Source organism: Alphaproteobacteria bacterium, assembly GCA_030739735.1.
In the GTDB taxonomy this organism is placed as follows: domain Bacteria; phylum Pseudomonadota; class Alphaproteobacteria; order UBA7887; family UBA7887; genus UBA7887.
Genome location: JASLYQ010000004.1, coordinates 1 through 23,163, shown reverse-complemented (window position 1 = coordinate 23,163; position 23,163 = coordinate 1). Strand labels below are relative to the sequence as shown.

Genomic DNA, 23,163 nt, shown 5'->3' with positions numbered 1-23,163 from the left:
GCGAGAGCGCGATGCGCCGGTGCAGGTTCCACTTCGGCATCGCCGACGCAATTAGAAAGCTGCCCATGAAGAGGAACACCAAAGAATGCGCGTAGGCTGCCGCAGCGGCCTTGGCATTGGCGATGCTGAGCAGCGAGAATTGCGCCGACGGCAAGAGCGCTGTAGCCAGGATCGACAAGTGCCTCGGTCACCCACCAGATGCCCATCAGCACCGCCACCGTCACGGTGCACCAGGCTACGGGCTCGAGGCTCTCTGGCAGACCGATGAGCAACTCGCGAGTACGATAGCGGAGGCGAAAACAAGGTTCATCTCACGCCCTTTCGAAGCGGCCGTAGCGCGCCATCAGCGCCGGCAGCACCAGCAAGTTCAACAACGTCGACGAGGCCATGCCACCGATGATGACACTGGCCATTGGACCCATGATCTCGCGCCCGGGATTGTCGCTGCCGATGGCGATAGGCAGCATGGCAAGCGCGGTCACCAGCGCCGTCATGACAATCGACGGCAGACGCTCCTGGGCGCCGCGAATGGCAGTATCCATCGACCAGTCACAGCCCTCCTCCTCGACCAGATGTCGGTAGTGGGAAACCAGCATGATGGAGTTGCGCAGCGTGATGCCGAACAGCGTAATGAAGCCGACGAAGGAGCCAAGTGATAGCGAGCCACCGGTGACCAGCACCGCGACTACACCGCCAACAAGCGAGAACGGCAGATTGCTGACGACCAGCGTGACGTTCCAGATGCGGCCGAGGGCGAGATAAAGTAGCAGCAACACGCCAAAACCGGCAAGCGCGGAGTGCAGAACCAGCTCGCGGCGCGATTCTGCGAGCGCCACCGCAGAACCGGCAATCTCGATATAGCTGTCAAGCGGTAGCGCCACGCCTTGCAGGCGCTGGCGCAGCTCAGCCATGAAGCCGTCGACATCGCCCTGCACATTGGCTGTCACGGTCTGCAATCGCCGCCCACCCTCGTGCAGGATCGCGTAGCGGCCACTGTCCTGGACGATATCGGCGACGGCACCGAGCGCCACCGGACCGTCGCGCCCCGGCACCGGCAGCGCGGGCAGCCTCTCGGGACGTCCGCGCGCTGCGGGTGGCAGCGTGATCACCAGAGGCACTGTGCGATCGCCCTCGTGGATGACGCCGACCTGGCGACCCTCATAGGCAAGATGCAGGACATCATAGATGTCCCCGGCACGGGCGCCATAGAGTGCCAGGCGGTCGGACAGCGGCGAAACCGCGAGCACCGGTACGCCGTGCAGCGCGCGCACCTGCACATCGACCGCGCCGGGCACATCGCGTAACAACGCCGCAACCTCCTGGCCCTTGCGATCGAGCAGGTCGAGCCCGGCGCCAAAGATATTTACCACTACCGCCGCCGAATAGCCGGAGATGGTCTCGTCGACACGCTCGATGAGGAAGGTGTTCACTTCCGTTGCCATGCCAGGTATGCGGTCGAGAACATTGCGGATTGAGTCGAGCACCTTCTGCTGACCACGACCCGAGAGGCGCTCGAGATCGACCTCGTATTCCGAATAGTGACTGCCAAAAGTATCGGCACCGCGCTCGGCACGCCCGGCCCATTGCGACATGGCGCGCACGCCGGGAATGGCTATCACCGCCTGCGTGAGTTGGCTGCCAAGTCGGATGTTCTCCTCCAGCGAAGTGCCAGGGACGCCCGAGGTATGGATCATGTAGTGGCCCTCGCGCAGCTCAGGTAGGAAGCGGCTCGAGAGGTAGGGTAGTAGGGCGATGCCTGCGACCAGCATGATCGCGACTGAGACGATCACTAGCTTATCGTGGCGCGCGATAAGGCGCAGGGCGGCACCGTAGACCGGCCGCAACAGCCGCATCAACGGTGGCTCGGCTAGGTCCCGCTTGTGCTCGCCGAGCAAGAGCACACAAAGCGCCGGCGTCAACGTCAGCGCCACCACCAGGGAAGCCATGATGGCAAGGATATAGGTGACGCCGACGGGCTCGAACATGCGCCCGGCGACCCCCGACAGCGACAGCAGGGGAACGAAGGCGAGCGCCACAATGAATGAGGCATAGACGACTGAGCCGCGCACCTCCATCGAGGCGTTGAAGACCACGCGGCGTGTCGGCAAAGGCACCGCGCTGCGGCGGTTCTCGCGCAAGCGTCGGAAGATGTTCTCGGTATCGATGATAGCGTCGTCCACCACCTCGCCAAGCGCGATGGCAAGTCCGCCGAGCACCATGATGTTGAGGTTAACCCCGGTCTGCAGCAGCACCAGCACGGCGGCCACCAGCGACATCGGGATGGCCATAGCCGAGATGAACGCCGCGCGCATGTTGAAGAGGAACAGCAGAAGCACCACGAGCACCAACGCCGCCCCCACCATCAGGTGCTCCGATATGCCTTCCAGCGAGCGTTCGATATAGCCGGCGGGGCGGAACAGGTCGTCGTGCAGCACGACGCCTTGGGCGGCGAAGACGGGCTTGAGCTCGGTCAGGGCGGCATCGATGCTGCGGCTTACGGCAAGGGTGTTGGCGCCGAACTGGCCGATAATCATCACCACCACGCCCGGCGTGGCGGCGACGGTGGCCTTGCTGAAAGGCGGCGCGGCGCCGTCGGCGACCTCGGCGACCATGCCAAGGGGCACCGCCTCGCCGTCTGCCCCTTGCACGACGAGGTCTGCAAGCGCCTGGCGCGTTAGGGCCTGGCCTTCGGTGCTCAAGGCGAGCTGCTGGGTGCCGGTCTGCACGAAGCCGCTGCCGCGCCGGTCAAGCGCGCCGTCGGCCGCCGCCACCACATCAGCGAGGCTGAGGCCGTGGCGGGCCAGCGCCAGCGGGGCCGCCTGTACCTGTACCTCGCGTACATCACCACCGAAAACGTTCACGTCGGCCACACCCTCGACCCGCAGCAGACGTGGCTTTATGGTCCAGTCAGCCAGGCTGCGCAGGTCGGCCAAAGAGCGTTCTTCCGCCGTCAAACCGATGGTCATCACTGTCGCCGAGGATGAGGTAAAGGGCACCATGGTCGGGGCGGCGATACTGGGCGGCATCTCGGTGTCGAGATGAGCGAGGCGTTCCGCCACCATCTGTCGTATGCGCAGGCGGTCCGTCGATTCCGCAAAGAAGAGATTAACCACCGACAGGCCCTGGATCGACTGCGAGCGCACCGCCTCGATACCGATGAGGCCACCGAGCGCCGTCTCGATCGGCCGCGTCACCAGCAACTCGACCTGCTCGGCAGCATAGCCCGGCGCTTCGGTCTGCACGATCACCAGCTTGGGCGAGAACTCCGGAAAGATATCGAGGCTGACGAACAACAGCTGCCAAGCGCCATAGGCCAGGAGCAGAAAGGCCAACACTGTCACCACGCCAGCCTGGCGCACGGACGTATTTACGATGTTGGAAAGCATAGCGGAGTGGGGACCGTCCTATGGTCTGGGGCGCGCTGGAGTTTAGCCGCTAAACCGGTGTTCGGGCTACTTCGAATGCTGCCGAGTCTGATAGCCCTTCAGCGCAGTGCGAAATAGGAGAGAAACATGAGCCTGCGCATCTGATTACCTGTTATTGTCGTCGTGCTACATCTCGGCCTGGGCACGAGCGCCTTTGGCCAAGGCCTGAACCCGACAACTACGCCGCTTGTTGCCTATACCGACAACAGTATCCCCAGGTGGGCGGCCGACTTTTCGACTATGTGCATTTCGACGCGTTTGGCCATCACGTCTATCTCCTTAACGATCTATTCACGATCGGCGCCACCCTCGCGCGCGATCTGCCGATCAGGTGACAATCTATTTCTAATATATGTACCACTTATGATGTTATCAGCAATGAAACATGTTTCAATGACGATCTGATCCACCAGACAACGCCGATCGTCCGCAATGATGGGCATGTATGTTGTCAGAGAGATACGAGCGGTTTGGGGTATAAAACACAGGGGCAACCGTGTGCACCGGATAAGTGACCGGCTCCAGCTTTGCCCTGGCCGTCCTTGCCGCGACTGCCATCCTCGACTGCTGACCGCTTACGTCGCCTGCGCCGCCGCGCACCCGTCCGGGGTGCGCGAGGCGTGCCGCAGATCACTGCGCAGATACTTAGCACTATAGCCGTTGAAGAGGTGTCCGAGCAGCCCGCGATCAAGGTCCGAGGTGCCAAACATCCAATCCGCAATCGGAAAAGTAAGGTTCATATTGCGCTCCATCATAATCGACTGATCGTGATGGGCAGTGTGATGACGACGAATGGTGTCGATGAAAGGGCAGTTGCGCACGAACCAGTTCTCTTCGACATGGCAGCAGAAGTGCATGAACTCGTAGACCAGGTACATTCCTGTCGTGGTGCACATCAAAAGCCAGCCAACATTCGGTGAGATCAGCCAACTGAAAAACAAAGCCCCCGGAATGGACATAAGCGTAAAAACTACCAGCGCATAGGGGGGAAAGAAGGTCACGCGCCAGTCCTGCTGCCCAGCAAAGCGCATTTCACTATCGGTGAAAAACTGGTGATGCATCAAGGTATGGCGGGTGTAGATGGCGCGCAACGCCCGGTTCTTCTGTGGCCGGTGCATAACCTGGACGTGCAGGAACCACTCGAAGACGTTGCAGATCAGAAATACCACGGGGATGGTCAACCATTCCCACCAGGTCACGGCCGAGATGTGCGTGATGAAGATGATATTGGCCATGATGCCAATAGTGTAGATCACCGCGACATGTAAAAAGCCGTTGTACCAGCCGTCGATCCGGCGACGGTATTCAGCACGATAGGCCAATTGGCGCTCGCTTATATTGCTGTTGACGAGTTCCATATCTTCCTCCACCGTTCCCACAGCCAAAGCTTAGCCTTCTGATGAGATCGCCGCCAGTGCCGCGTCGATATCGTCGCCGGTCATCTCCCATTCATTGCCAAAATTGGCGACCACGACGCGCATGAAAACCTCGTGCAGCGCCAGCGCTTTGGTGTCATCGCCGAGATGGTCAGCGAGCAGTGCCAGCGCCAACTGTGTCGGCGAGGAGCCCTCGTAGGTCCATTCGAAACCGGTATCGGTCAGGGCAACAATATCGGTGCGCTCGCGCAATGGCGCGCCGTCGACTGTGACCTGGATGCCGTCCATGGTGCGCTCGCCAACATAGCGTTTCATCGCCACCCCCCCCTTTAATTGGCTAGACTAGAGCATATCTCGGTTAACTGTAGTCGAAACGCGTACGGGGGAGAACACCATGCCACCACATTTGAAGGCCTTGCTGTCGCTGACAGTCTGTGTCGTTGCCGGTGTCATGCTATGGGCCGAGCGCGGCCACGGCGCGCCGGCCATAGGTTGGCTTTCCATAGCACTCGGCGCACTGATGATCCTCGGCATCTGGCTCTTCCCCGAGGCCCGGCGCGAGGACAAGCAGGACAAGCGCTCAGCGTAAAGCGTGGGGCACGTCGACCTCGACACCGGGATTGGCCAGCCCCTGCTCAGCCAGGCGCAGGCGCACCAGCGACAGATGCTCCCGGCCCCAGAACAGTTCGTCGTCGACGACATAGCTTGGCACCCCAAACACACCCCGCTCTTCTGCCTCAGCACGGGTGCGATCGTGCTTGGCCCGACCCTCGCCGTCAAGATAGGCTTCCCAGCCCGCCGTATCAGCACCGGCTTCCGCCAACACGGCGCGCAGCACATCGCGGTCCTCGATATCGAGCTCGCGCTTCCAGAAACGGTCACAGGTGATGTCAGTATAGGCACGCACGACGCCTTGCGCCTTGGCATAGAGCATGCCGATACCGGCCAGTGAGGAATCCCAGATCTTCTGGGGCCCGCGTACGGTCAGACCTCGGAGGTTCGCGTAACGGCGCACGTCCATGTAGGAATAGTGCACGCGGCGCCATTGATGCTCGGAACGATCGGCCTCCAGTACCTCACCGTCCGTGCCGACGCGGGCGCTGCCAAGAAAATCTGGAATATTGAGGGTGTAGGGCAGCCAATTGAGCTGCACTGCGAAATCCCGCTCCAACTCCCAGGTCTGGGCGACCATGAGATAGGCATAGGGGCTTTTATAGTCGAAATAGACGTCGACAAACTTATCGGGCATGGGGTTTCTCAATCGTCATCTTCGTTGCGAACCTGCGAACGAAATTCCTCGGCATAAAGCACCACAGCGCCGGTGACAACCGCAGCCTCGTCCGCCGCCAGAGCCTGGATCAGATAGCGCCCATCGGGCAGGGGATGGGAGAGATCTACGACGCGACGAACAAAGTACTCCTCGTCGACCTGCACGTACGTCCAGCTGCGCCCTAGGGCATAAACCACGGCGCTGGCCGGCAGGGCGCGCCCCGTCAGGGACTTTGCACGCTGCGGCAGCCAGACCTGCAGCCGTGCCGCGGCCGGCAGCGAGGTATTGGCGGCGAGGAAGAAATGCGCCTCCCCCGGCGTCGCGCGGCCGCTACGCGGGGCAGCGGAAATGTGGCTGGCAGCACTTGCCCCCTGGCGCCCGCCATCGCTGGCGGTGAAGGCCTGCGTTACGCCGGGTACCAACGGCAGATCGGGCGGCAAGTGCACCAGGATGAGCGAGTCGCGGCGGTGGAAAAGTGCTTCGAACGCGGGGTTTTCTCGCTCGAAGGCCCAACCCGCCAGCACCGGACCCCAATCCCGCGTCGCACGTTGGCGCAGCGTGTCCAGGCTGTCCCATAGCCGGTTGCGCTCAGCGCGCTCGACCCGCCAGGCGGCCTCAGCCTGCTGCACCGTTTTCTGTGCCACATTGGCATCATCGTCGTAAAGTGCCACCAGGCGTCGATGCTCGGCACGCAGCGCGTCGAGACGAATATCGGCGGCCTGGGCCTTGAAATAGGCTTCGCGATAGGCCGCGCGCTGGTCAATCAAGGGTTGTATGTCAACCACTTCTCCGACCAGAGCGACCTCGGGAATCAGGCTGACAACGTCAAGGGTGGCCGTCTTGATGCCGCCGAGTGCCTGGATCTCTTCGTCGAGGCGTACCGCGAGCACGCCGGCGATGATCAGGGCCGGCCCGGCTTCATCGTCGTCCTCGTATACCGCGTAGTCGGGCTCGCCGTACGCTTGGAGCCAGACGACCGCCTGCTCCCAGGCAACACCCGCCTGCACACGGGCCTTTGCCAGAAGCGGCCCGGAAATATCAGGGCGAATGAGCCCGGCAGCGACTGCGGCCGCAATCGCTACCCACATCAGCAGTCTGAGATAGCTCACCGCGTTCCCCCATTCCAGCCGGGCTCGCGCAGGGCCAGGGCTTCGAGATCAAGTGGCGGCGCCCGGCGTCCGATCAACGGCAGACCGATGGCGTCCTCGTACCGCGCCTGAACCCCGATCAGCGCTAGGCGGGCAGCCAGGACGGCACTCTCGGCCTCGCGCACGGCGAGGCGCGCCTCGGTCACCTCCAGACGCCCGACATCGCCGCCTTGCAGACGCCGCTCGGCGATATCCAAGCGTTCGCGCCGGCGCTCGAGCAAGGCGTCGGCGGCCACGATCTCGACACGGGCAGCGGCCAGACGCGCGTCCGCATCGGCCAGGGCCGCAACGATACCACCCTGCACGGCAAGCACGTCCTGGGCAGCAGCGTGGCGCGCAGCCTCGGCCTCGGCGATAGGTCCTTCATTGTTGTGCAGCAAAGCCGCGGTCAGGCCACCGCCAATGGCCCAGAGCAGCCCCCCTTGGTCCCAGAACAGGCCCGGCGAGATGGCGACGTCCGGATATTTGTTGGCCGCGGCTAGACGCAGGCCCGCTTCGGCCGCCGCATAGTCGGTCAGCGCCTCGCGAATGGCGAGGCCGCCGAGAAGCGCGGCCCGACGCATGCCCTCGCTCGGCACCGCAACCGCATCGACCGGCATCATGCCGCCATAGTCGAGCACCAGGTTGCCCACGTCGGCCAGCGGTAGACCGAGACCGCTTGCCAGGCTTCCGCGACAGGCCTCGGCGGCCGCCCGCAATCTCGCCTCGGCGCCGCGGCTCGCATCGAGACCGCGCCGCGCCAGATTGACCTCGGTGAGATTGGCCTCTCCGAGGGCGCGGCGACGCGCGAAGATCTGCACCATCTCCTGGTGCAAGGCGATCTCGGCGCGCGCGAAGTCGAGCAGGCTGTCGGCGCGATGGCAGGCCATCAGCGCATCGCGCACCGCGGCGCGACGCCACCAGGCCAATTGCACCGCTGTCAAGCGGGCAGCCTCGCTGCCGGCCAGGGCCAGGGCAATGCGCGCCTCACGCTTATCTTCGGGAAGAAAGGGGATCTCTATCGCCGCACCGATGCTCCAGGGGCCGTCATCGCCCTCTGGGTCGGTGTGATAGGCAACCTCGGGCATGACCACGGGGTTCGACCGTTGCGCCGCGCTCACCTCCGCCAGCATATGGCGGCGCCAATCGGCCCGCGCCGCCGCCAGGGTCGGATCGAAGTGGATCGCGGCCATGGTCAAGGCTCGCAGGCGCCACCCGGCGGCTAAGTTCTCACCGTTCGCAGCCAATGCCGCCTGCAGCTCGGGATCACCGAGGTCCCGCGCCAGCAACCGCTTTGCCGTCGCCGCGACGTCGAGCGGCGCGGGTTGATAGCTGCGCTCGAGACAGCCTGCCGCCAGCGCCAGAGCCGCCATCGCCACCCCGCACCCTATCGCCCGCCATCCTAGTCCGCGCCACATCATGCGGCGCGGATCATGCCCACAGCGCCGATGCTAGGCAACCGCCCTGATATATTAGCCTTGTCGAAAGGCGTTTGCGCGCGCTTCGATCGGCACCGGTGTTGTCCTTGCCACTGGCCTAATTGTGGCGAGTGCCACCCCGGCCCTGGCGGCAAGCGCCGACGGGATTGACCCCGCCACCGGGGGCCGTACACTCACCTGAAACAATATGAGGGAAGTCGTGAGCGACGAGCCGATGCCAACAGAGGGTTACGCACGCTCCCAGGGCGTGGGATTGGTGCTGGGCGTGGTCGCCTTCGTTGCGCTGTTGCTAGCGCCGGCGCCTGAGGGCCTGTCAGCGGCGGGCTGGCGCACCACCGCCGTCGTGGCGCTCATCGCCGTCTGGTGGGTGACCGAAGCGATTCCCCTTTCGGCCACGGCGCTGCTGCCCCTAGCGCTGTTTCCCCTGCTCGACGTTATGCCGATCAAGGAGACCGCCTTTCCCTATGCCAACCCCATCATTTTTCTCATGCTCGGCGGCTTTATCATCGCACTCGGCATGCAGCGCTGGGGCCTCCATCGCCGCATCGCGCTGAACTTAGTGGCGCTGGTCGGCGCCAGGCCGGCCAACGTCGTCGGTGGTTTCATGCTGGCGGCGGGACTTGTGAGCATGTGGGTGTTCAACACCACAACCACGGTGATGATGGTGCCCATCGCGCTCTCGGTCATCGAATTCGTGGCCCAGGGGGCCGGTGACAATCCCGAGCGCCGGGCCATGAGCGAGCGCTTCGCCACGGTACTGATGATCGCCATCGCGTATGCCGCGACGATCGGCGGCATGGGCACGCTGATCGGTACGGCGCCCAATGCGGTTCTGGCGGGCTTCATGTCCGAGACCTACGGCATCACGGTGAGCTTCGGAGAGTGGATGCTGGTCGGCGTGCCGACCGTGGCCATCATGCTGCCGCTAACCTGGCTCGTGCTGACCCGCATCGCCTTTCCCTTGCGCATGCCGGCGGTGCCCGGCCAGGCGCAGATGATCGCCGACCAGCTTGCCGCGCTCGGACCCATGTCGCGGGGCGAGCGGACTGTCGCCGCCATCGTCGCCGCCACCGCCTTCCTCTGGGTCTTCCGCCCGGTCGTCGAACGCGCTACCGGCATCGACCTCAATGACACCAGCATTGCCTTCCTCGGCGCGTTGGCGATGTTCGTGGTGCCCGTCGAACCGCGCAAAGCCATCTTTGTACTGAGCGGCGAATGGGCGGCCAAGCTACCGTGGGGCGTAGTGGTGCTATTCGGCGGCGGCCTGTCGCTCGCGGCAGGCATCAAGGGCAGTGGCCTTGCCGACTGGATCGGGGGCGAGGCCGGTGGATTATCCGATCTGCCGACACTGTTGGTGATCTTCGCCGTGGTCGTGTTGATGATCCTGCTCACGGAGCTAACCAGCAATACCGCGACGACTGCCACTTTCCTACCGATCGTCGCCGCCATCGCCATCGGCATCGGCGAGAACCCACTGCTACTGGTCTTCCCGACTGTGCTGGCGGCGAGCTGCGCCTTCATGATGCCGGTGGCGACACCGCCCAATGCTGTGGTCTTCGCCTCCGGCCATATCCGCATCGCCCAGCTCATCCGCGGCGGTGTGCTGGCAAACCTCATCGGCCTCTGCGTGACCATGGTGATCACCTATACGGTGGTGCAGTTAGTTTTTGGGATTGAGTTCGGCGTCGTTCCCGACTGGGCGAACGGCACGCAATGAGCGAGGAAGAACAGCCGTCGTCGTCGGCGCTATTGGCATCATTGCCACAACCTGATGCGGCATCTCACCGATAGTGGCGGCTGGCGCATGGCCGGCTCATCGCAGCGCAGGCACGATGTGGAGATGTGGTGCTCCATTCAGGACTAGGACGACTCGATGAACGCTCACCAATATGTCTACCAGATGCAGCGCCTGGGGAAGGTCTTCCAGAGCGGCCGGGTCGTCCTCAAGGAAATTTCGCTTAGCTTTCTGCCCGGTGCCAAGATCGGTGTGCTGGGCTTGAACGGCGCCGGGAAGTCAACGCTGTTGCGCATCATGGCAGGTGAAGACAAGGAATATGTTGGCGAGGCCTGGCCGGCGGAAGGCCTGCGGATCGGCTTCCTACGCCAGGAGCCGGTGCTCGATGCCGACAAGACGGTAATGGAGAACGTGCTCGAAGGTGTCGCCGAAACAAAGGCGTTGTTAGGTCGCTTCGAGGAAGTCAACGCGAGCTTCGCCGAGGTCACCGACGACGTGGATGCCATGCAGGCGCTGATGGACGAGCAGGCTGCGCTACAGGAGCAGATCGAAGCGGCCGATGCCTGGAACATGGAGCGCGAGATTGAGTTGGCGATGGATGCACTGCGCTGCCCGCCGGGAGATGTGGATGTCGGCCCCCTGTCTGGCGGCGAACGCCGCCGCGTCGCGCTTTGCCGCTTGCTGCTGTCGAAGCCTGATATGCTGCTTCTCGACGAGCCTACTAATCATCTTGATGCTGAATCCGTCACCTGGCTCGAGCATTATCTTGACGAGTATTCCGGCACCGTCGTAGCTGTCACCCATGATCGCTATTTTCTCGACAATGTGGCGGGCTGGATTCTCGAGCTCGACCGCGGTCACGGCATTCCCTGGAAAGGCAACTATTCCTCCTGGCTGGAGCAGAAGGAGAAGCGTCTGGCCCAGGAGGGGCGGGAAAACCGGGCTATACAGCGCCAGTTACGCCACGAGCTGGAATGGATCCATGCCAGCCCGCGTGCCCGCCAGGCCAAGGGTAAGGCACGCCTGACCGCCTATGAGAGCCTGCTGGCCAAAAGCGTAGATCGCGAGCGCCAGGCACCGACCAATCAGATCACCATTCCGGCCGGGCCACGGCTCGGCGATGTGGTGGTGGAAGCGGTACATCTCGGTAAGGGCTTCGGCGACAGGTTGCTGATCGAGGACCTATCGTTTCGTCTGCCACCGGGCGGCATCGTCGGCGTGATCGGCCCCAACGGCGCCGGCAAGACAACGCTATTCCGCATGATCACGGGCGAGGAAACGCCGGATTCTGGCGCGCTCCGGCTCGGAGAGACGGTCAAACTCGGCTTTGTCGACCAGAGCCGTGACGCCCTCGACGACAAGAAGACTGTGTGGGAAGCCATTTCCGACGGTCTCGACGTCATCGAGCTCGGCAAGCGCGAAGTGCCGAGCCGGGCCTATGTCTCATGGTTCAACTTCAAAGGCAGCGACCAGCAGAAGCCTGTCTCGGTGCTCTCGGGCGGCGAACGCAACCGCGTACATCTGGCCACCATGCTCAAGTCTGGCGCGAATCTATTGCTACTTGACGAACCGACCAACGATCTCGACGTCGAGACCTTACGCGCACTCGAAGAGGCGATTCTGACTTTCGCCGGTTGCGTCGTCGTGATCAGCCATGACCGCTGGTTTCTCGACCGTATCGCGACGCATATCCTCGCCTTCGAGGGCGATAGTGAGGTCGTCTGGTTCGAGGGCAATTACGCGGACTACGAAGCCGACCGCAAGCGCAGGCTTGGGGACACGGCCGAACAGCCGCACCGCATTCGCTACAAACCACTCAGCCGCTGACGGTTACGAGTTTTCCAACTGATCGGCGTTAAGTACCCGCAGCTTCTCGATCAGGCCATCGAGCCCATCGCGCTGGATCACCGAGGAGAACTCCGAACGCTTGGTGGTCATCAAGCTGACGCCTTCTGCCGCGATATCGATCACACGGTATGCACCGGCCTCCTCGCGCACTAGCCAGTCGAGCTGCAGCGGCGCGTCCGACGACCGCATCACCTCTGTGCCGACGATAGTATCACGCTCCGTGCGCGACGCGACATTACGGATTGCCACGATCTCCTCGTTGTATACGCCGAGCTGGGAAGTATAAATCTTTACGATGTGCTCTTCGAACACCAACATGAAGGCCTGCTTCTGTGCATCGGTCGCACGGCGCCAATGACGCCCCACCACGAGCCGCGTGATCAGCGGCACATCGAATTTGTCCCGCAGCAACGTCCGGAACTGGGATTCGCGGGATACCCGCTCCTCGACTGGAATGCGCAACACCGCGATTGCTTCATCGATTAGGCCTTCGATGAAATGTGCAGCGCCGTCCGGCGAGGCCGAGCTTGGCCCCGGCCGGCCTCCAAGGGCAATCGCGAAGGGGACAAGGGTGGCAATCCTGGTCAGCGAGCGTCTGCTAATCATCGCTTTGCCTATTTTCAATCAAACACCAACCATCACCGCTGCGTGACTTACTCAGCCTCGAGGCGTGAAAAGACGTCATCGTAGTCGAAGGGGTCGTCAATGAACGGGTCGCCCTCAGGTGTCTCGCCATTAAAGATCAGATTGGTTCTGTGCTGGCGGTAGAGACTGCGCATGGCAGCATAGAAATCGACCGACGAGCGTTCGATCTCGTCGAGAGCCTCCAGGTGGCGCGAGCGTAGATCCAGCGCCGTAGTCGCCATAAACGACGGACCAAGGAAATCCTTGTCTGAGTTGATGGTCACATAGGTCATCGGGTCGAAGAAAATATCAACACCGCGGCCGATGCCGTCGCGCAGGCTGCTCGGTCCAAACACGGGCAAAACCAGATAGAAACCTTCGCCCATACCCCAGACCGCGAGGGTTTGTCCGAAATCCTCATCGACCGGTTCCAGTCCCAGTTCGGACGCCACGTCGAACATGCCACCGACACCAAACGTGGTGTTGAGCAACAACCGAAGAAGCGTCGTGCCCATGTGATCGAAATTCCCTTGCAACAGGGAATTGGCGAAGACCACCGGCTCGTGTGCGTTGCTCAGCACACGATGGACCACCTCGCGAAACTCGACGGGAAAGGCCCAGACATAGGCCTGTGCCGCCGGTTTCAAGACGGCGCCATCCAAGCCCTGATTGAACGAGAAAACACCCCGGTTGAAAGGCTCCAGCGGATCGTTTAACGCTTCGTAGTCAGCGCGCGCGCCGGGGTCCTCAGGCGGCGTCGCGCAGCCACATAACGTTGCACCAAGCAAGGCCGCTGCCAAAGCCAGCGGCCGAAGGTTGGGCCACGCCTTTTCCCGCGCCTTTACCGCCGTGGCATCACTCACGTGCGAGTCTCTCGCCACCATGACCTCTCGTCCCAAAACAGGTGCAACCGACTACTGCTGTCTTCCCCTCGGACTACACCGAGGCTACCCCAATCATGTAGCACAAGCCTCTCCCGCAACACCAGTCTCGCGCCTAGCGCGCGCAACGCCAGACCACACCTGTTGCAAATATATCTCAGCCATGGAACAGCAATGCCCAGACACAGTTTTATTCCTGCACGCCGTAACTAGTTTCCGGAGGCGCCAAATAAAAGGTGTTGCGAGAGTTTATACTTAAATATATCCTTATATGTAAATAACTAGATTTAAGTGTTTGAATGACACCTCTTGATTACTTGCTCAGCGGATTCCGTGCCGCGGCCGAATCAACCCGACTGCGCATCCTCGCGCTATGTGCCGAGAGCGAGCTGACAGTGACCGAGCTGACTCAGATTCTCGGCCAAAGCCAACCTCGCGTATCGCGGCATTTGAAGGTGCTGTGCGAAGGCGGACTGCTGGAACGTCATCAGGAGCGAGCCTGGGTCTTCTATCGTCTTGCTGACCCAGGCCGGGAAGCAACTCTGGCCGAAGCCATCGTCGCCCTACTACCGGACGACGATCCGACACTCACGCTCGACCGCGAGCGTCTGTCGGTGATCAAGCAGGCCCGTGCCGAGCGTGCTGGACGCTACTTCCGCGACAATGCCGCAGACTGGGACCAGATTCGCGCACTGCACGTCGATGAGAGTGACGTTGAAGCGGCCCTGGCCCAGCTGTTCGACGGCCGCAACATGGAGAACTTTCTCGATATAGGCACCGGCACCGGGCGCGTTCTTGAGCTAATGGCGCCAAATGTCAAAAGCGGTGTTGGTATAGATATGTCGCACGAGATGCTGGCTCTGGCGCGAGTGCGTCTGGAAACCGCGGACCTCAAGCACTGCCAAGTCCGCCAGGGCGACATGTACAACCTGTCTTTCGCCAACGATAGCTTTGACGGCATCGCCTTCCACATGGTGTTGCACTTCGCCGACGACCCAAGCGGCGTGCTTGCCGAGGCGGCGCGGGTGCTACGGCCGGGCGGGCGCCTAGTGCTAGTCGACTTCGCGCCTCATGATCTCGAGTTCCTGCGCGATAAGCACGCGCATCGCCGTCTTGGTTTTACGCCCTCTGACGTGACCAGCTGGTGCGCCGCCGCCGGTCTTGACCCGGCCGCCCCGCTGCGCCTTTCCAGCGAGGCCCTGACCGTGTTGCTATGGTCGGCCGATGCGGCGGAGCGGCCCTCATAACCTGCTCCCCGAGTCCGATCGACGACACACCTCGTATAAGCTTCGAGTCCTTCCCGCTGGGCAGCCCGCAAAAGGTCAAACCTCTGAGGCGCATCGCGAAGTGGCTGGCGCGCCGCCTTGAAGACCTCGACCATGAGCCCGACACCCCCAATCTGGTGCCCACGGCAACGATCCCGGAGTTGGCCGCAGTAGGTATCGAAAAATTTCACTTCTACACCCTCAATCGGGCCTATCCGGTATTCGCTATCTGCCACATGCTTGGGCTCAGACCCCGACCGGTAACCCCATGAGCCTACTCCTCGACGCCCTGTCCGAGCGTGTGCTGCTGCTCGATTGCGGCATGGGTAGCCACGTGCAGGCGCTCGACCTGGACATTGTGCGCGATTACGACGGCTGTGAGAACTGTCCCGAGGTGCTCAACCGCTCCCGCCCGGAGATCATCCGCGATCACCACCGCAATAACCTGCTCGCAGGCTCCGATGTCCTGCTGACCAACAGTTTCGGCGGCTCGCCGCTGACGCTCGCCGAGTTTGATCTCGCCGAAGAGGCGCCGATGCTCAACCGCCGCGCCGCGGAAATCGCTCGCGAGGCCATCGCCGACTGTGCCTTTGACGGCCGCGAGTACTTCGTGCTCGGCTCGATCGGCCCTGGCACGCGCCTCGCAACCCTCGGCCAGATCGATTACGACAGCCTTGAGGAGGCGCTTGCCATCCAGGCCCGCGGGCTTATCGACGGCGGTGTCGACGGCATCATCATCGAGACCGTGCAGGACATGCTGCAGGTCAAGGCTGCAGTCAACGGCACACGCCGGGCGTTGGTCGAGGCGGCGCGGGATCTGCCGATCGCGGTGCAGATCACCGTCGAGACCACGGGCACGCTGCTGGTCGGCGCCGATATCGGCGCTGCGACCACGGTCGTCCATGCTCTCGATGTGCCGGTGCTTGGCATCAATTGCGCTACCGGGCCACAGGAGATGGCGGAGCACGTGCGCTGGCTGGCCAAGAATTGGCCGGGCCCGGTCTCGGTCAAGCCCAATGCCGGCCTGCCCGAACTGGTCGACAACGAGGCACGCTATCCCCTCAGCCCTGAGGAAATGGCCAAGTGGCTCGCGCGCTTCGTCGATGAGGACAGCGTGGCCCTGATCGGTGGCTGTTGCGGCACGCGGCCCGAGCATATCGCGGCCCTCGACACCATGTTGCGCGAACGGTCCAACGGTGCCATGCGCCCGCCGGTGCGTGAACGCAGCCTGCATTGGGTGCCCTCCGTGGCATCGCTTTACGGCCAAGTGCCCCTGCGCCAAGAGACCGCCCTACTCATGATTGGCGAGCGCTGCAATGCCAATGGCAGCAAAGTCTTTCGCCAAGCCCAATCCGAGGAAAACTGGGACTCTTGTGTCGCCCTAGCGCGCGATCAGGTGGGCGAAGGTTCCCACTGCCTCGACCTCTGCGCCGCCTTTGTCGGCCGGGACGAGGTTTCCGACATGATGACGCTTGTCTCGCGCATCGGCCAGGCCGTGCCGGCCCCCCTGGTGCTCGATTCGACCGAGCTGCCGGTGCTCGAGGCGGCTTTCCGACTCTATCCGGGCAAGGCCATTCTTAACTCGATCAACTTCGAGGACGGCGAAGCGCCGGCCGCCGCACGGCTGGCGCTGGCCAAGCGCTACGGCGCCGCGGTGGTGGCACTCACCATCGACGAGGACGGCATGGCCAAGGACGCGGACGCCAAGCTGGCGATTGCCGAGCGCCTGGTCACCTTCGCCTGCGACAGCCACAACCTACCCCGCAGCGACTTGCTGATCGACCCGCTAACCTTCACCATTTGCACCGGCAATGACGCGGACCGCCGCCTCGGCATCGAGACGCTCGACGCCGTCGAGCGCCTCGCCGAGACACTGCCGGAATGTCAGATCCTGCTCGGGCTCTCAAACATTTCCTTCGGCCTCAAGCCGGCCGCCCGCCATGTGCTCAACTCTGTATTTCTGGAGCATGCCCGCCGCCGCGGCATGACCTCGGCAATCATCCATGTCGGCAAGATCGTACCCTTCCACCAGATCCCAGAGAACGAGTTGGCGGTCGCCGAGGACTTGATCTTCGACCACCGCCGCAACGGCTACGACCCGCTGCACGCCTTCATCGAGCTGTTCGCAGACCGAGACGCCAAAGCGGTGCGCGAGCGCCCACGCGCCGCGACCGTCGAAGAACGCCTCAAGCAGCGCATCGTCGATGGCGACTGCACGGGTCTCGAAGACGATCTCGACAACGCGCTCAAGACCTGGGCGCCGCTCGATATCGTCAACACGCTGCTGCTAGACGGAATGAAGATGGTCGCTGAGCTGTTCGGCTCGGGCCAGATGCAGCTTCCTTTCGTCCTCCAGTCGGCCGAGACCATGAAGGCGGCAGTGACGCAACTCGAACCCCGCATGGAGCGGACTGAGGGCCAGGAGCGCGGCACCATCGTGCTCGCTACGGTCAAGGGCGACGTGCACGATATCGGCAAGAACCTCACTGATATCATCCTCAGCAACAATGGCTACAAGGTCATCAATCTGGGTATCAAGCAACGTATCGCCGACATTATCACCGCGGCAGACGAGCATAAGGCCAACGCCATCGGCATGTCGGGGCTGCTGGTAAAATCCACCGCCATCATGCGAGAGAACCTCGAAGAGATGGCGCGCCGCAAGATTGACCTTCCCGTCATCCTGGGCGGTGCAGCACTGACGCGGCGTTTCGTGGAGGACGACTGCCGCCAAGCCTACGGTTCTGGCCGCGTGGCCTATGCACGCGATGCCTTCGATGGCCTCAGCCTGATGGGCGCTGTGGCCGAGGGCCGCTTCGACGACGCGCTCAGAAAAACGGAGTCGACAAAGTCAGTCCCGGAGAAAAGTAAGCGGGCGCCACCCGCCGTCTCACCAGAGGCGGCGACAGTCGCTGTCCGCCGCGCCGAATGGATTGCCGAGGCCCCGGTGCCCAAGCCACCGTTTCTTGGTGCCCGCATAATCGGGCGTATGGCGGCGACGGACCTACGCCAATACCTCAACACCAACACACTCTATCAGCTGCACTGGGGCTACAAGAAACAGGGGCGCAGCTTTCGCGAGTTCCAGGCCTGGTGTACCAAGGAGCTGAATCCGCTCCTTGATTCTCTAATTGCCAAGTACGAAGCCAACGAGACCTTGCGGCCGAGCGCAACCTATGGCTTTTGGCGCGCCGTTTCCGAAGGCGACGACCTGGTTCTCTTGGACGAGTCTGGAGCTAATTCTATAGCGCGCTTTTCCTTGCCGCGACAAGCGAAAGCGGGTGGCCTGTGCATTGCCGATTTCGTGTGTGACGCGTCGAGCGACCAGAGCGATATCATCGGCCTACAGGTGGTGACCGTTGGCAATCGCACGTCGGAGATCGAGCGCGAGCTGTTCCTGACCGACCGCTATCGCGACTATCTCTACTTGCACGGTCTCGGCGTCGAGCTGACCGAGGCCATGGCCGAATACGTGCACGCGCGCATCCGCACTGAGCTCGGCTTCAGCCACCAGGACGACCGCGCCATGGACAAAATGATTCGCCATGGCTATCGAGGTGCCCGATATTCCTTCGGCTACGCCGCCTGCCCCAACCTGGAGGACCAGGCCCAGTTGCTCGACCTCTTGGGCGCCGTGCGCATCGGCGTCACCATCGGCGAGGAAGCCCAACTCCACCCCGAGCAATCAACCTCCGCGCTGGTGCTCCACCACCCCCAGGCGCGCTATTTCAATACCTGACCAAACCCACCACCGGCCGGCGTCTCGATTGCGAAGACGTCGCCCGGGCCGAGCTCCGTCGTGGCGGCATGGGGCAGCTGTTCCGTTCTGCCGTCCGCGCGCTCGACGATGTTGCGGCCCGGGGCGCCAGAATTGCCGCCGTCGAGACCGAAGGGGGGGACGCAGCGGTGGCTCGACAGGATCGAGGCCGTCATGGTCTCGAGGAAGCGCAGGCGCCGGATAGTGCCGTCGCCGCCCCTATGCCGCCCGGCGCCGCCCGAGCCGCGACGCACGGTGAAGCTTTCGAGCAGCACCGGAAAGCGCCATTCCAGCACTTCCGGGTCGGTGAGGCGCGAATTGGTCATGTGGGTGTGCACCGCCGAGGTGCCGGCAAAACCCGGCCCTGCACCCGAGCCGCCACAGATGGTCTCGTAGTATTGATAGCGTGCATTGCCAAAAGTGAGATTGTTCATCGTCCCTTGGCTCGCCGCCAGAACGCCGAGCGCGCCGTAAAGCGTGTCAGTGATGATCTGACTGGTCTCCACATTGCCGGCAACCACCGCAGCGGGGCGGTGCGGCGCCAGCATGCAACCGTCGGGGATAATCAGCTCCAACGGCACCAGACAACCCTCGTTAAGGGGAATGTCGTCGTCCACCAGAGTACGAAAAACATAAAGTACGGCCGCACGGCAGACGGCGACCGGCGCATTGAAGTTCGTATCGAGCTGCGCCGAGGTGCCCGTGAAGTCGATGCGCGCACAACGTTTGGCGTGGTCCACATCGATCGTCACCTTGACTACGCTGCCGTCGTCTAGCGGGTAGGCAAAGCTGCCGCCGACCATGCGGTCGAGCTCGCGACGCACGCATTCGGCGGCGTTGTCCTGGACATGGCCCATATAAGCGTTAACCACATCGAGGCCGAAGTGATCCATCATACGGCGCATCTCGGAAACGCCCTTATGGTTGGCAGCAATCTGGGCACGCAGGTCGGCGACGTTCTGGTCGGGGTTGCGAGCGGGCCACTTGCCCGATGCCAGCAGATCACGGAAGGCCTGCTCGCGGAACGTGCCGTTATGCACCAGCCGAAAGTTCTCGATCATCACGCCTTCTTCCTCGATAACGCGGCTCGCGGCCGGCATCGAGCCTGGCGTGATGCCACCGATATCTGCGTGGTGACCGCGCGAAGCGACGTAGAAGAGGATCTCGCTGCCAGCCCCGTCGAAAACCGGCGTGATGACGGTGATATCGGGCAAATGGGTGCCGCCGGCATAAGGCGCGTTGAGTACGGTTACGTCGCCAGGCCGCTGGCTCGTACCGCGCTCGCCAATGACTGTGCGCACACTCTCGCCCATCGAGCCCAGATGCACCGGCATGTGCGGTGCGTTGGCAACGAGATTGCCATCGCGGTCGAACACCGCACAGGAAAAATCTAGCCGCTCCTTCACATTTACCGAATGAGCCGTGTTCTCCAGTACGCTTCCCATTTGCTCGGCTATCGACATGAAGAGATTGTTGAAAATCTCCAGCATGACCGGATCGACGTTGGTACCAATCGCCACGCGCGAGGGTCGAGGCACTGCGCGGGTGAGGAGAAGATGTCCACGTGCCGTCATAGTTGCCTGCCAGCCAGAATCAATCACTGTGGTCGCCGTGGGCTCTATGACGATTGCGGGGCCCGTCATTCGATGGCCCGGCAGCAGTACTTCGCGGGCGAAAATAGAGACCTCGTGCCAGGCACCGTCGCAAAGCATACGGCCATGACTGTCTGGCTCAGGCTTTCCCTCTGATAACATCGCCTCGGGCTCGTCGAGTGGCTCGGCGCCGCCGGACAGCTCCACTGACAACGCTTCGACCACCAGTGGCTTGTCAGGCGAGACAAAACCGAACTGGCGCTCATGCGTGGCGGCAAAGCGCCCGGCTATACTGACTTCGGGATCGAACGCCACAACAAGCGCCGTATCGGTGCCGAGGTAACGGATATGGGCGCGGCGTTCCAGTACTACCCCGCTCACGCCTTGCGTCGTCATCTCGGCCCGCGCGTCACTTTCGAGGGCCATCAGGGTCTCGTGCAAGGCCGGCATGGCTGTCGGCTCGAGCTCAGCCTCGACGCCACGCTCGCGGATCACCCGGATATCGGCCAGCCCCATGCCATAGGCCGACAGGACTCCGGCGAAGGGATGCAGCAGCACCTTATCCATACCGAGCGCGTCGGCCACGGCGCAGACATGCTGGCCGGCCGCGGCACCGAAGCCGCACAGCGTGTAGTCGGTGACGTCGTAGCCGCGCTGGGTCGAGATAACCTTGATGGCGTTGGCCATGTTGTCGACGGCAATACGCAAGAAACCTTCCGCCACGGCCTCGGACGTGCACCCGTCACCGATATTCTTAGCCAGGTCCGCGAAACGCTTGCGCACCACACCGGCGTCGAGCGGCGCATCGCCACCCGGCCCAAAGACATGCGGAAACACGTCCGGCTGGATGCGCCCGAGCATGACATTGCAGTCGGTCACCGTAAGCGGGCCACCACGGCGATAACTGGCTGGACCCGGATCAGCACCCGCAGAGTCCGGCCCGACACGCATGCGCGCGCCGTCGAAATGCAGGACCGAGCCACCACCGGCCGCCACCGTATGGATGCGCATCATCGGCGCGCGGATGCGCACCCCGGCGACGATGTTGTCCTGGGTACGCTCATATGTGCCATCGTAGTGGGAGACGTCGGTCGAGGTACCACCCATGTCGAAGCCGATGACCTTCTTGAACCCCGCCATGCCCGCTGTACGCACGGCGCCCACTACCCCGCCTGCGGGCCCCGAGAGGATCGCATCCTTACCGCGAAAACGGTGCGCGTCGGTGAGTCCACCATTCGATTGCATGAACATCAGTCTACGACCTTCCAACTCTGCGGCGATGCGCGCCACGTAACGCCCGAGAATGGGAGAGAGGTAAGCATCCGCCACGGTGGTATCGCCACGGCTCACAAACTTCATTAGCGGAATAACTTCGTGCGAAACCGAGACTTGCGTAAAACCCACCTCGCGCGCGATCTCCGCCACGCGACGCTCATGCGTATCGTGGCGATAGCCATGCATGAAGACGATGGCGCAAACGCGCAAGCCCTCGTCAAAGGCACTCTGCAGCGCTGAGCGCGCGCCGGCCTCGTCAAGGGGCGTGAGCACAGTACCCTCAGCCTGAACCCGTTCGTCTACCTCAAGAACCCGTCGATAGAGCATCTCCGGCAAGACGATATGGCGATCGAACAACCGCGGGCGATTCTGATAGCCGATACGCAGGGCATCGGCAAAACCGCGTGTGGTAACTAGCAAACAGGGCTCGCCCTGGCGCTCCAGTAAGGCATTGGTAGCGACCGTTGTCCCCATCTTCACAGCATCGATGACATCCGCCGGCAGCCGCTCGTCCACGCGAAGACCAAGAATGTCGCGCATTCCCTGAAGCGCCGCATCAACGTAGCGTCCCGGATTCTCCGACAGCAGCTTGTGGCTTTTCAAGGTACCGTCTGGGGCCTTGGCAACAACATCAGTAAAGGTGCCGCCGCGGTCAATCCAAAATTGCCAACCGTTTTTACAAGTCATTGTGATCCCAATATACTAAAATTATGGAGCCTCCATATTGAATAGTTTATTTTTTCTACGTTTTGTTGGTAGTGTAGATACTTGCTTTATATTTTGTAATATTCTTCTTTATCACTGTCTACGAAGAATAGCGTTGATCGCTTAACTAGCCTGCCAAACATATAGACTTTTGAGAGTGTTTACCTCCTTACTTTCTCGATGTATTGTTAAGTGCGCTAACGCTGAGCACAACGAAACGTGAGGCCCAAAAGACATGCTCCGAAAACTGCATTCAAGACAGCATTATTTAGTCAGCCTGCCAGTACTCGTTTCACTGCCTCGTTTTAGTGCTACCTGGTTTTGGGAGTACGAAAGGTGCGTGGGCGAAAACAGAGAAGGGGCCAGAAACGGACGTTTGACGTGTGCCGCCGGAAAAGCTGTGCGCAGAGTTTCTGCAATATTGTGTGCGTTTATATGCGCCCTTGTAATCTCGCTTCCAGCAAGTGCTGATTCGGATTTACCCAACTGTCCCAGTGACACACAGGTAACTTGGACCGACTGTCAGGGCACCTATACCTTTGACAATGGGAACACATATGCAGGGGAATGGAGGGATGATAAGCCGCACGGCCAAGGCACCAACACCTATGTCAACGGGGACAAATACGTAGGGGAATACAGCGGTGGCATCCGTAACGGCCAAGGCACTCTTACCTTTACCGACGGTTCCGAATACATAGGGAAATTCAGGGATGGCGACTACAACGGTCAGGGCACCTATACCTGGGCCGATGGAATGGTTGAATCAGGAATATGGGAGAACGGTAAAAGAGGTGGAGCAAATATTTCTGAGCAGAGACGGTTGCGATCGTTGCTTACCAAC

The 23,163-nt window shown here is 62.1% G+C and carries 15 protein-coding genes and 1 pseudogene; 6 read left to right on the top strand and 10 right to left on the bottom strand.

Annotation, left to right across the window (positions count from 1 at the left end; translation table 11 throughout):
- Positions 1-37: 37 nt before the first annotated feature.
- From QF629_03350 to QF629_03335, 4 genes and pseudogenes are all read right to left on the bottom strand, one after another.
- Positions 38-154: pseudogene (locus QF629_03350) on the bottom strand (hypothetical protein).
- Positions 155-311: 157 nt separating this feature from the next.
- Entirely contained in the window at positions 312-3,386 is a 3,075-nt protein-coding gene (locus QF629_03345) for an efflux RND transporter permease subunit (protein MDP6012572.1), read from the bottom strand.
- Between the two features lie 614 nt (positions 3,387-4,000).
- Positions 4,001-4,783: a sterol desaturase family protein gene (locus QF629_03340; protein ID MDP6012571.1), complete on the bottom strand. Its 783-nt coding sequence runs from the start codon at positions 4,781-4,783 to the stop codon at positions 4,001-4,003.
- 30 nt (positions 4,784-4,813) lie between these two features.
- On the bottom strand, positions 4,814-5,116 hold the full coding sequence (locus QF629_03335; GenBank protein ID MDP6012570.1) for a DUF6166 domain-containing protein: 303 nt from the start codon (positions 5,114-5,116) through the stop codon (positions 4,814-4,816).
- Positions 5,117-5,195: 79 nt separating this feature from the next.
- Between QF629_03335 and QF629_03330 the strand changes: the two genes are divergently transcribed.
- Entirely contained in the window at positions 5,196-5,390 is a 195-nt protein-coding gene (locus QF629_03330; GenBank protein MDP6012569.1) for a hypothetical protein, read from the top strand.
- Here the strand turns inward: QF629_03330 and QF629_03325 are convergent.
- From QF629_03325 to QF629_03315, 3 genes are read right to left on the bottom strand one after another with little or no spacing between them, the layout of a single operon-like run.
- Positions 5,382-6,050: a DsbA family protein gene (locus tag QF629_03325; protein MDP6012568.1), complete on the bottom strand. Its 669-nt coding sequence runs from the start codon at positions 6,048-6,050 to the stop codon at positions 5,382-5,384. The two genes, QF629_03330 and QF629_03325, sit on opposite strands and share 9 nt — an antisense overlap.
- A gap of 8 nt (positions 6,051-6,058) precedes the next feature.
- The gene (locus QF629_03320) at positions 6,059-7,180 is read right to left on the bottom strand and encodes a hypothetical protein (protein MDP6012567.1); all 1,122 of its coding nucleotides are present in this window, start codon (positions 7,178-7,180) and stop codon (positions 6,059-6,061) included.
- On the bottom strand, positions 7,177-8,571 hold the full coding sequence (locus QF629_03315; protein MDP6012566.1) for a TolC family protein: 1,395 nt from the start codon (positions 8,569-8,571) through the stop codon (positions 7,177-7,179). The genes QF629_03320 and QF629_03315 overlap by 4 nt, the downstream gene beginning before the upstream one ends.
- Before the next feature lie 265 nt (positions 8,572-8,836).
- Between QF629_03315 and QF629_03310 the strand changes: the two genes are divergently transcribed.
- Both QF629_03310 and ettA read left to right on the top strand, forming a co-directional pair.
- Positions 8,837-10,354, top strand: coding sequence for a DASS family sodium-coupled anion symporter (locus QF629_03310; protein MDP6012565.1), 1,518 nt, complete (start codon positions 8,837-8,839; stop codon positions 10,352-10,354).
- Positions 10,355-10,510: 156 nt separating this feature from the next.
- On the top strand, positions 10,511-12,199 hold the full coding sequence (gene ettA / locus QF629_03305) for an energy-dependent translational throttle protein EttA (GenBank protein MDP6012564.1): 1,689 nt from the start codon (positions 10,511-10,513) through the stop codon (positions 12,197-12,199).
- Positions 12,200-12,202: 3 nt separating this feature from the next.
- Here the strand turns inward: ettA and QF629_03300 are convergent, their stop codons facing one another.
- Positions 12,203-12,826, bottom strand: a complete 624-nt coding sequence (locus QF629_03300; protein MDP6012563.1) for an ABC transporter substrate-binding protein — start codon at positions 12,824-12,826, stop codon at positions 12,203-12,205.
- A gap of 47 nt (positions 12,827-12,873) precedes the next feature.
- Entirely contained in the window at positions 12,874-13,707 is an 834-nt protein-coding gene (locus tag QF629_03295) for a VacJ family lipoprotein (protein ID MDP6012562.1), read from the bottom strand.
- Between the two features lie 317 nt (positions 13,708-14,024).
- Here QF629_03295 and QF629_03290 point away from each other — a divergent pair, with 317 nt between their 5' ends.
- The gene (locus QF629_03290; protein MDP6012561.1) at positions 14,025-14,972 is read left to right on the top strand and encodes a metalloregulator ArsR/SmtB family transcription factor; all 948 of its coding nucleotides are present in this window, start codon (positions 14,025-14,027) and stop codon (positions 14,970-14,972) included.
- Positions 14,973-15,258: 286 nt separating this feature from the next.
- Positions 15,259-18,729, top strand: coding sequence for a methionine synthase (gene metH / locus QF629_03285; protein ID MDP6012560.1), 3,471 nt, complete (start codon positions 15,259-15,261; stop codon positions 18,727-18,729).
- On the opposite strand, the gene QF629_03280 is transcribed toward metH, so the two are convergent.
- Positions 18,714-22,301: a hydantoinase B/oxoprolinase family protein gene (locus QF629_03280; protein MDP6012559.1), complete on the bottom strand. Its 3,588-nt coding sequence runs from the start codon at positions 22,299-22,301 to the stop codon at positions 18,714-18,716. The two genes, metH and QF629_03280, sit on opposite strands and share 16 nt — an antisense overlap.
- 418 nt (positions 22,302-22,719) lie before the next feature.
- Between QF629_03280 and QF629_03275 the strand changes: the two genes are divergently transcribed.
- On the top strand, positions 22,720-23,163 hold a 444-nt coding region (locus QF629_03275), incomplete at its 3' end, for a hypothetical protein (GenBank protein ID MDP6012558.1).

Coding starts and splice junctions, on each gene's coding strand:
- QF629_03335 (MDP6012570.1), bottom strand. CDS start 5,116: ATGAAACGCTATGTTGGCGAGCGCACCATGGACGGCATCCAGGTCACA.
- QF629_03280 (MDP6012559.1), bottom strand. CDS start 22,301: ATGACTTGTAAAAACGGTTGGCAATTTTGGATTGACCGCGGCGGCACC.
- QF629_03345 (MDP6012572.1), bottom strand. CDS start 3,386: ATGCTTTCCAACATCGTAAATACGTCCGTGCGCCAGGCTGGCGTGGTG.
- QF629_03290 (MDP6012561.1), top strand. CDS start 14,025: ATGACACCTCTTGATTACTTGCTCAGCGGATTCCGTGCCGCGGCCGAA.
- ettA (MDP6012564.1), top strand. CDS start 10,511: ATGAACGCTCACCAATATGTCTACCAGATGCAGCGCCTGGGGAAGGTC.
- QF629_03330 (MDP6012569.1), top strand. CDS start 5,196: ATGCCACCACATTTGAAGGCCTTGCTGTCGCTGACAGTCTGTGTCGTT.
- QF629_03300 (MDP6012563.1), bottom strand. CDS start 12,826: ATGATTAGCAGACGCTCGCTGACCAGGATTGCCACCCTTGTCCCCTTC.
- metH (MDP6012560.1), top strand. CDS start 15,259: ATGAGCCTACTCCTCGACGCCCTGTCCGAGCGTGTGCTGCTGCTCGAT.
- QF629_03315 (MDP6012566.1), bottom strand. CDS start 8,571: ATGGCGGCTCTGGCGCTGGCGGCAGGCTGTCTCGAGCGCAGCTATCAA.
- QF629_03325 (MDP6012568.1), bottom strand. CDS start 6,050: ATGCCCGATAAGTTTGTCGACGTCTATTTCGACTATAAAAGCCCCTAT.
- QF629_03340 (MDP6012571.1), bottom strand. CDS start 4,783: ATGGAACTCGTCAACAGCAATATAAGCGAGCGCCAATTGGCCTATCGT.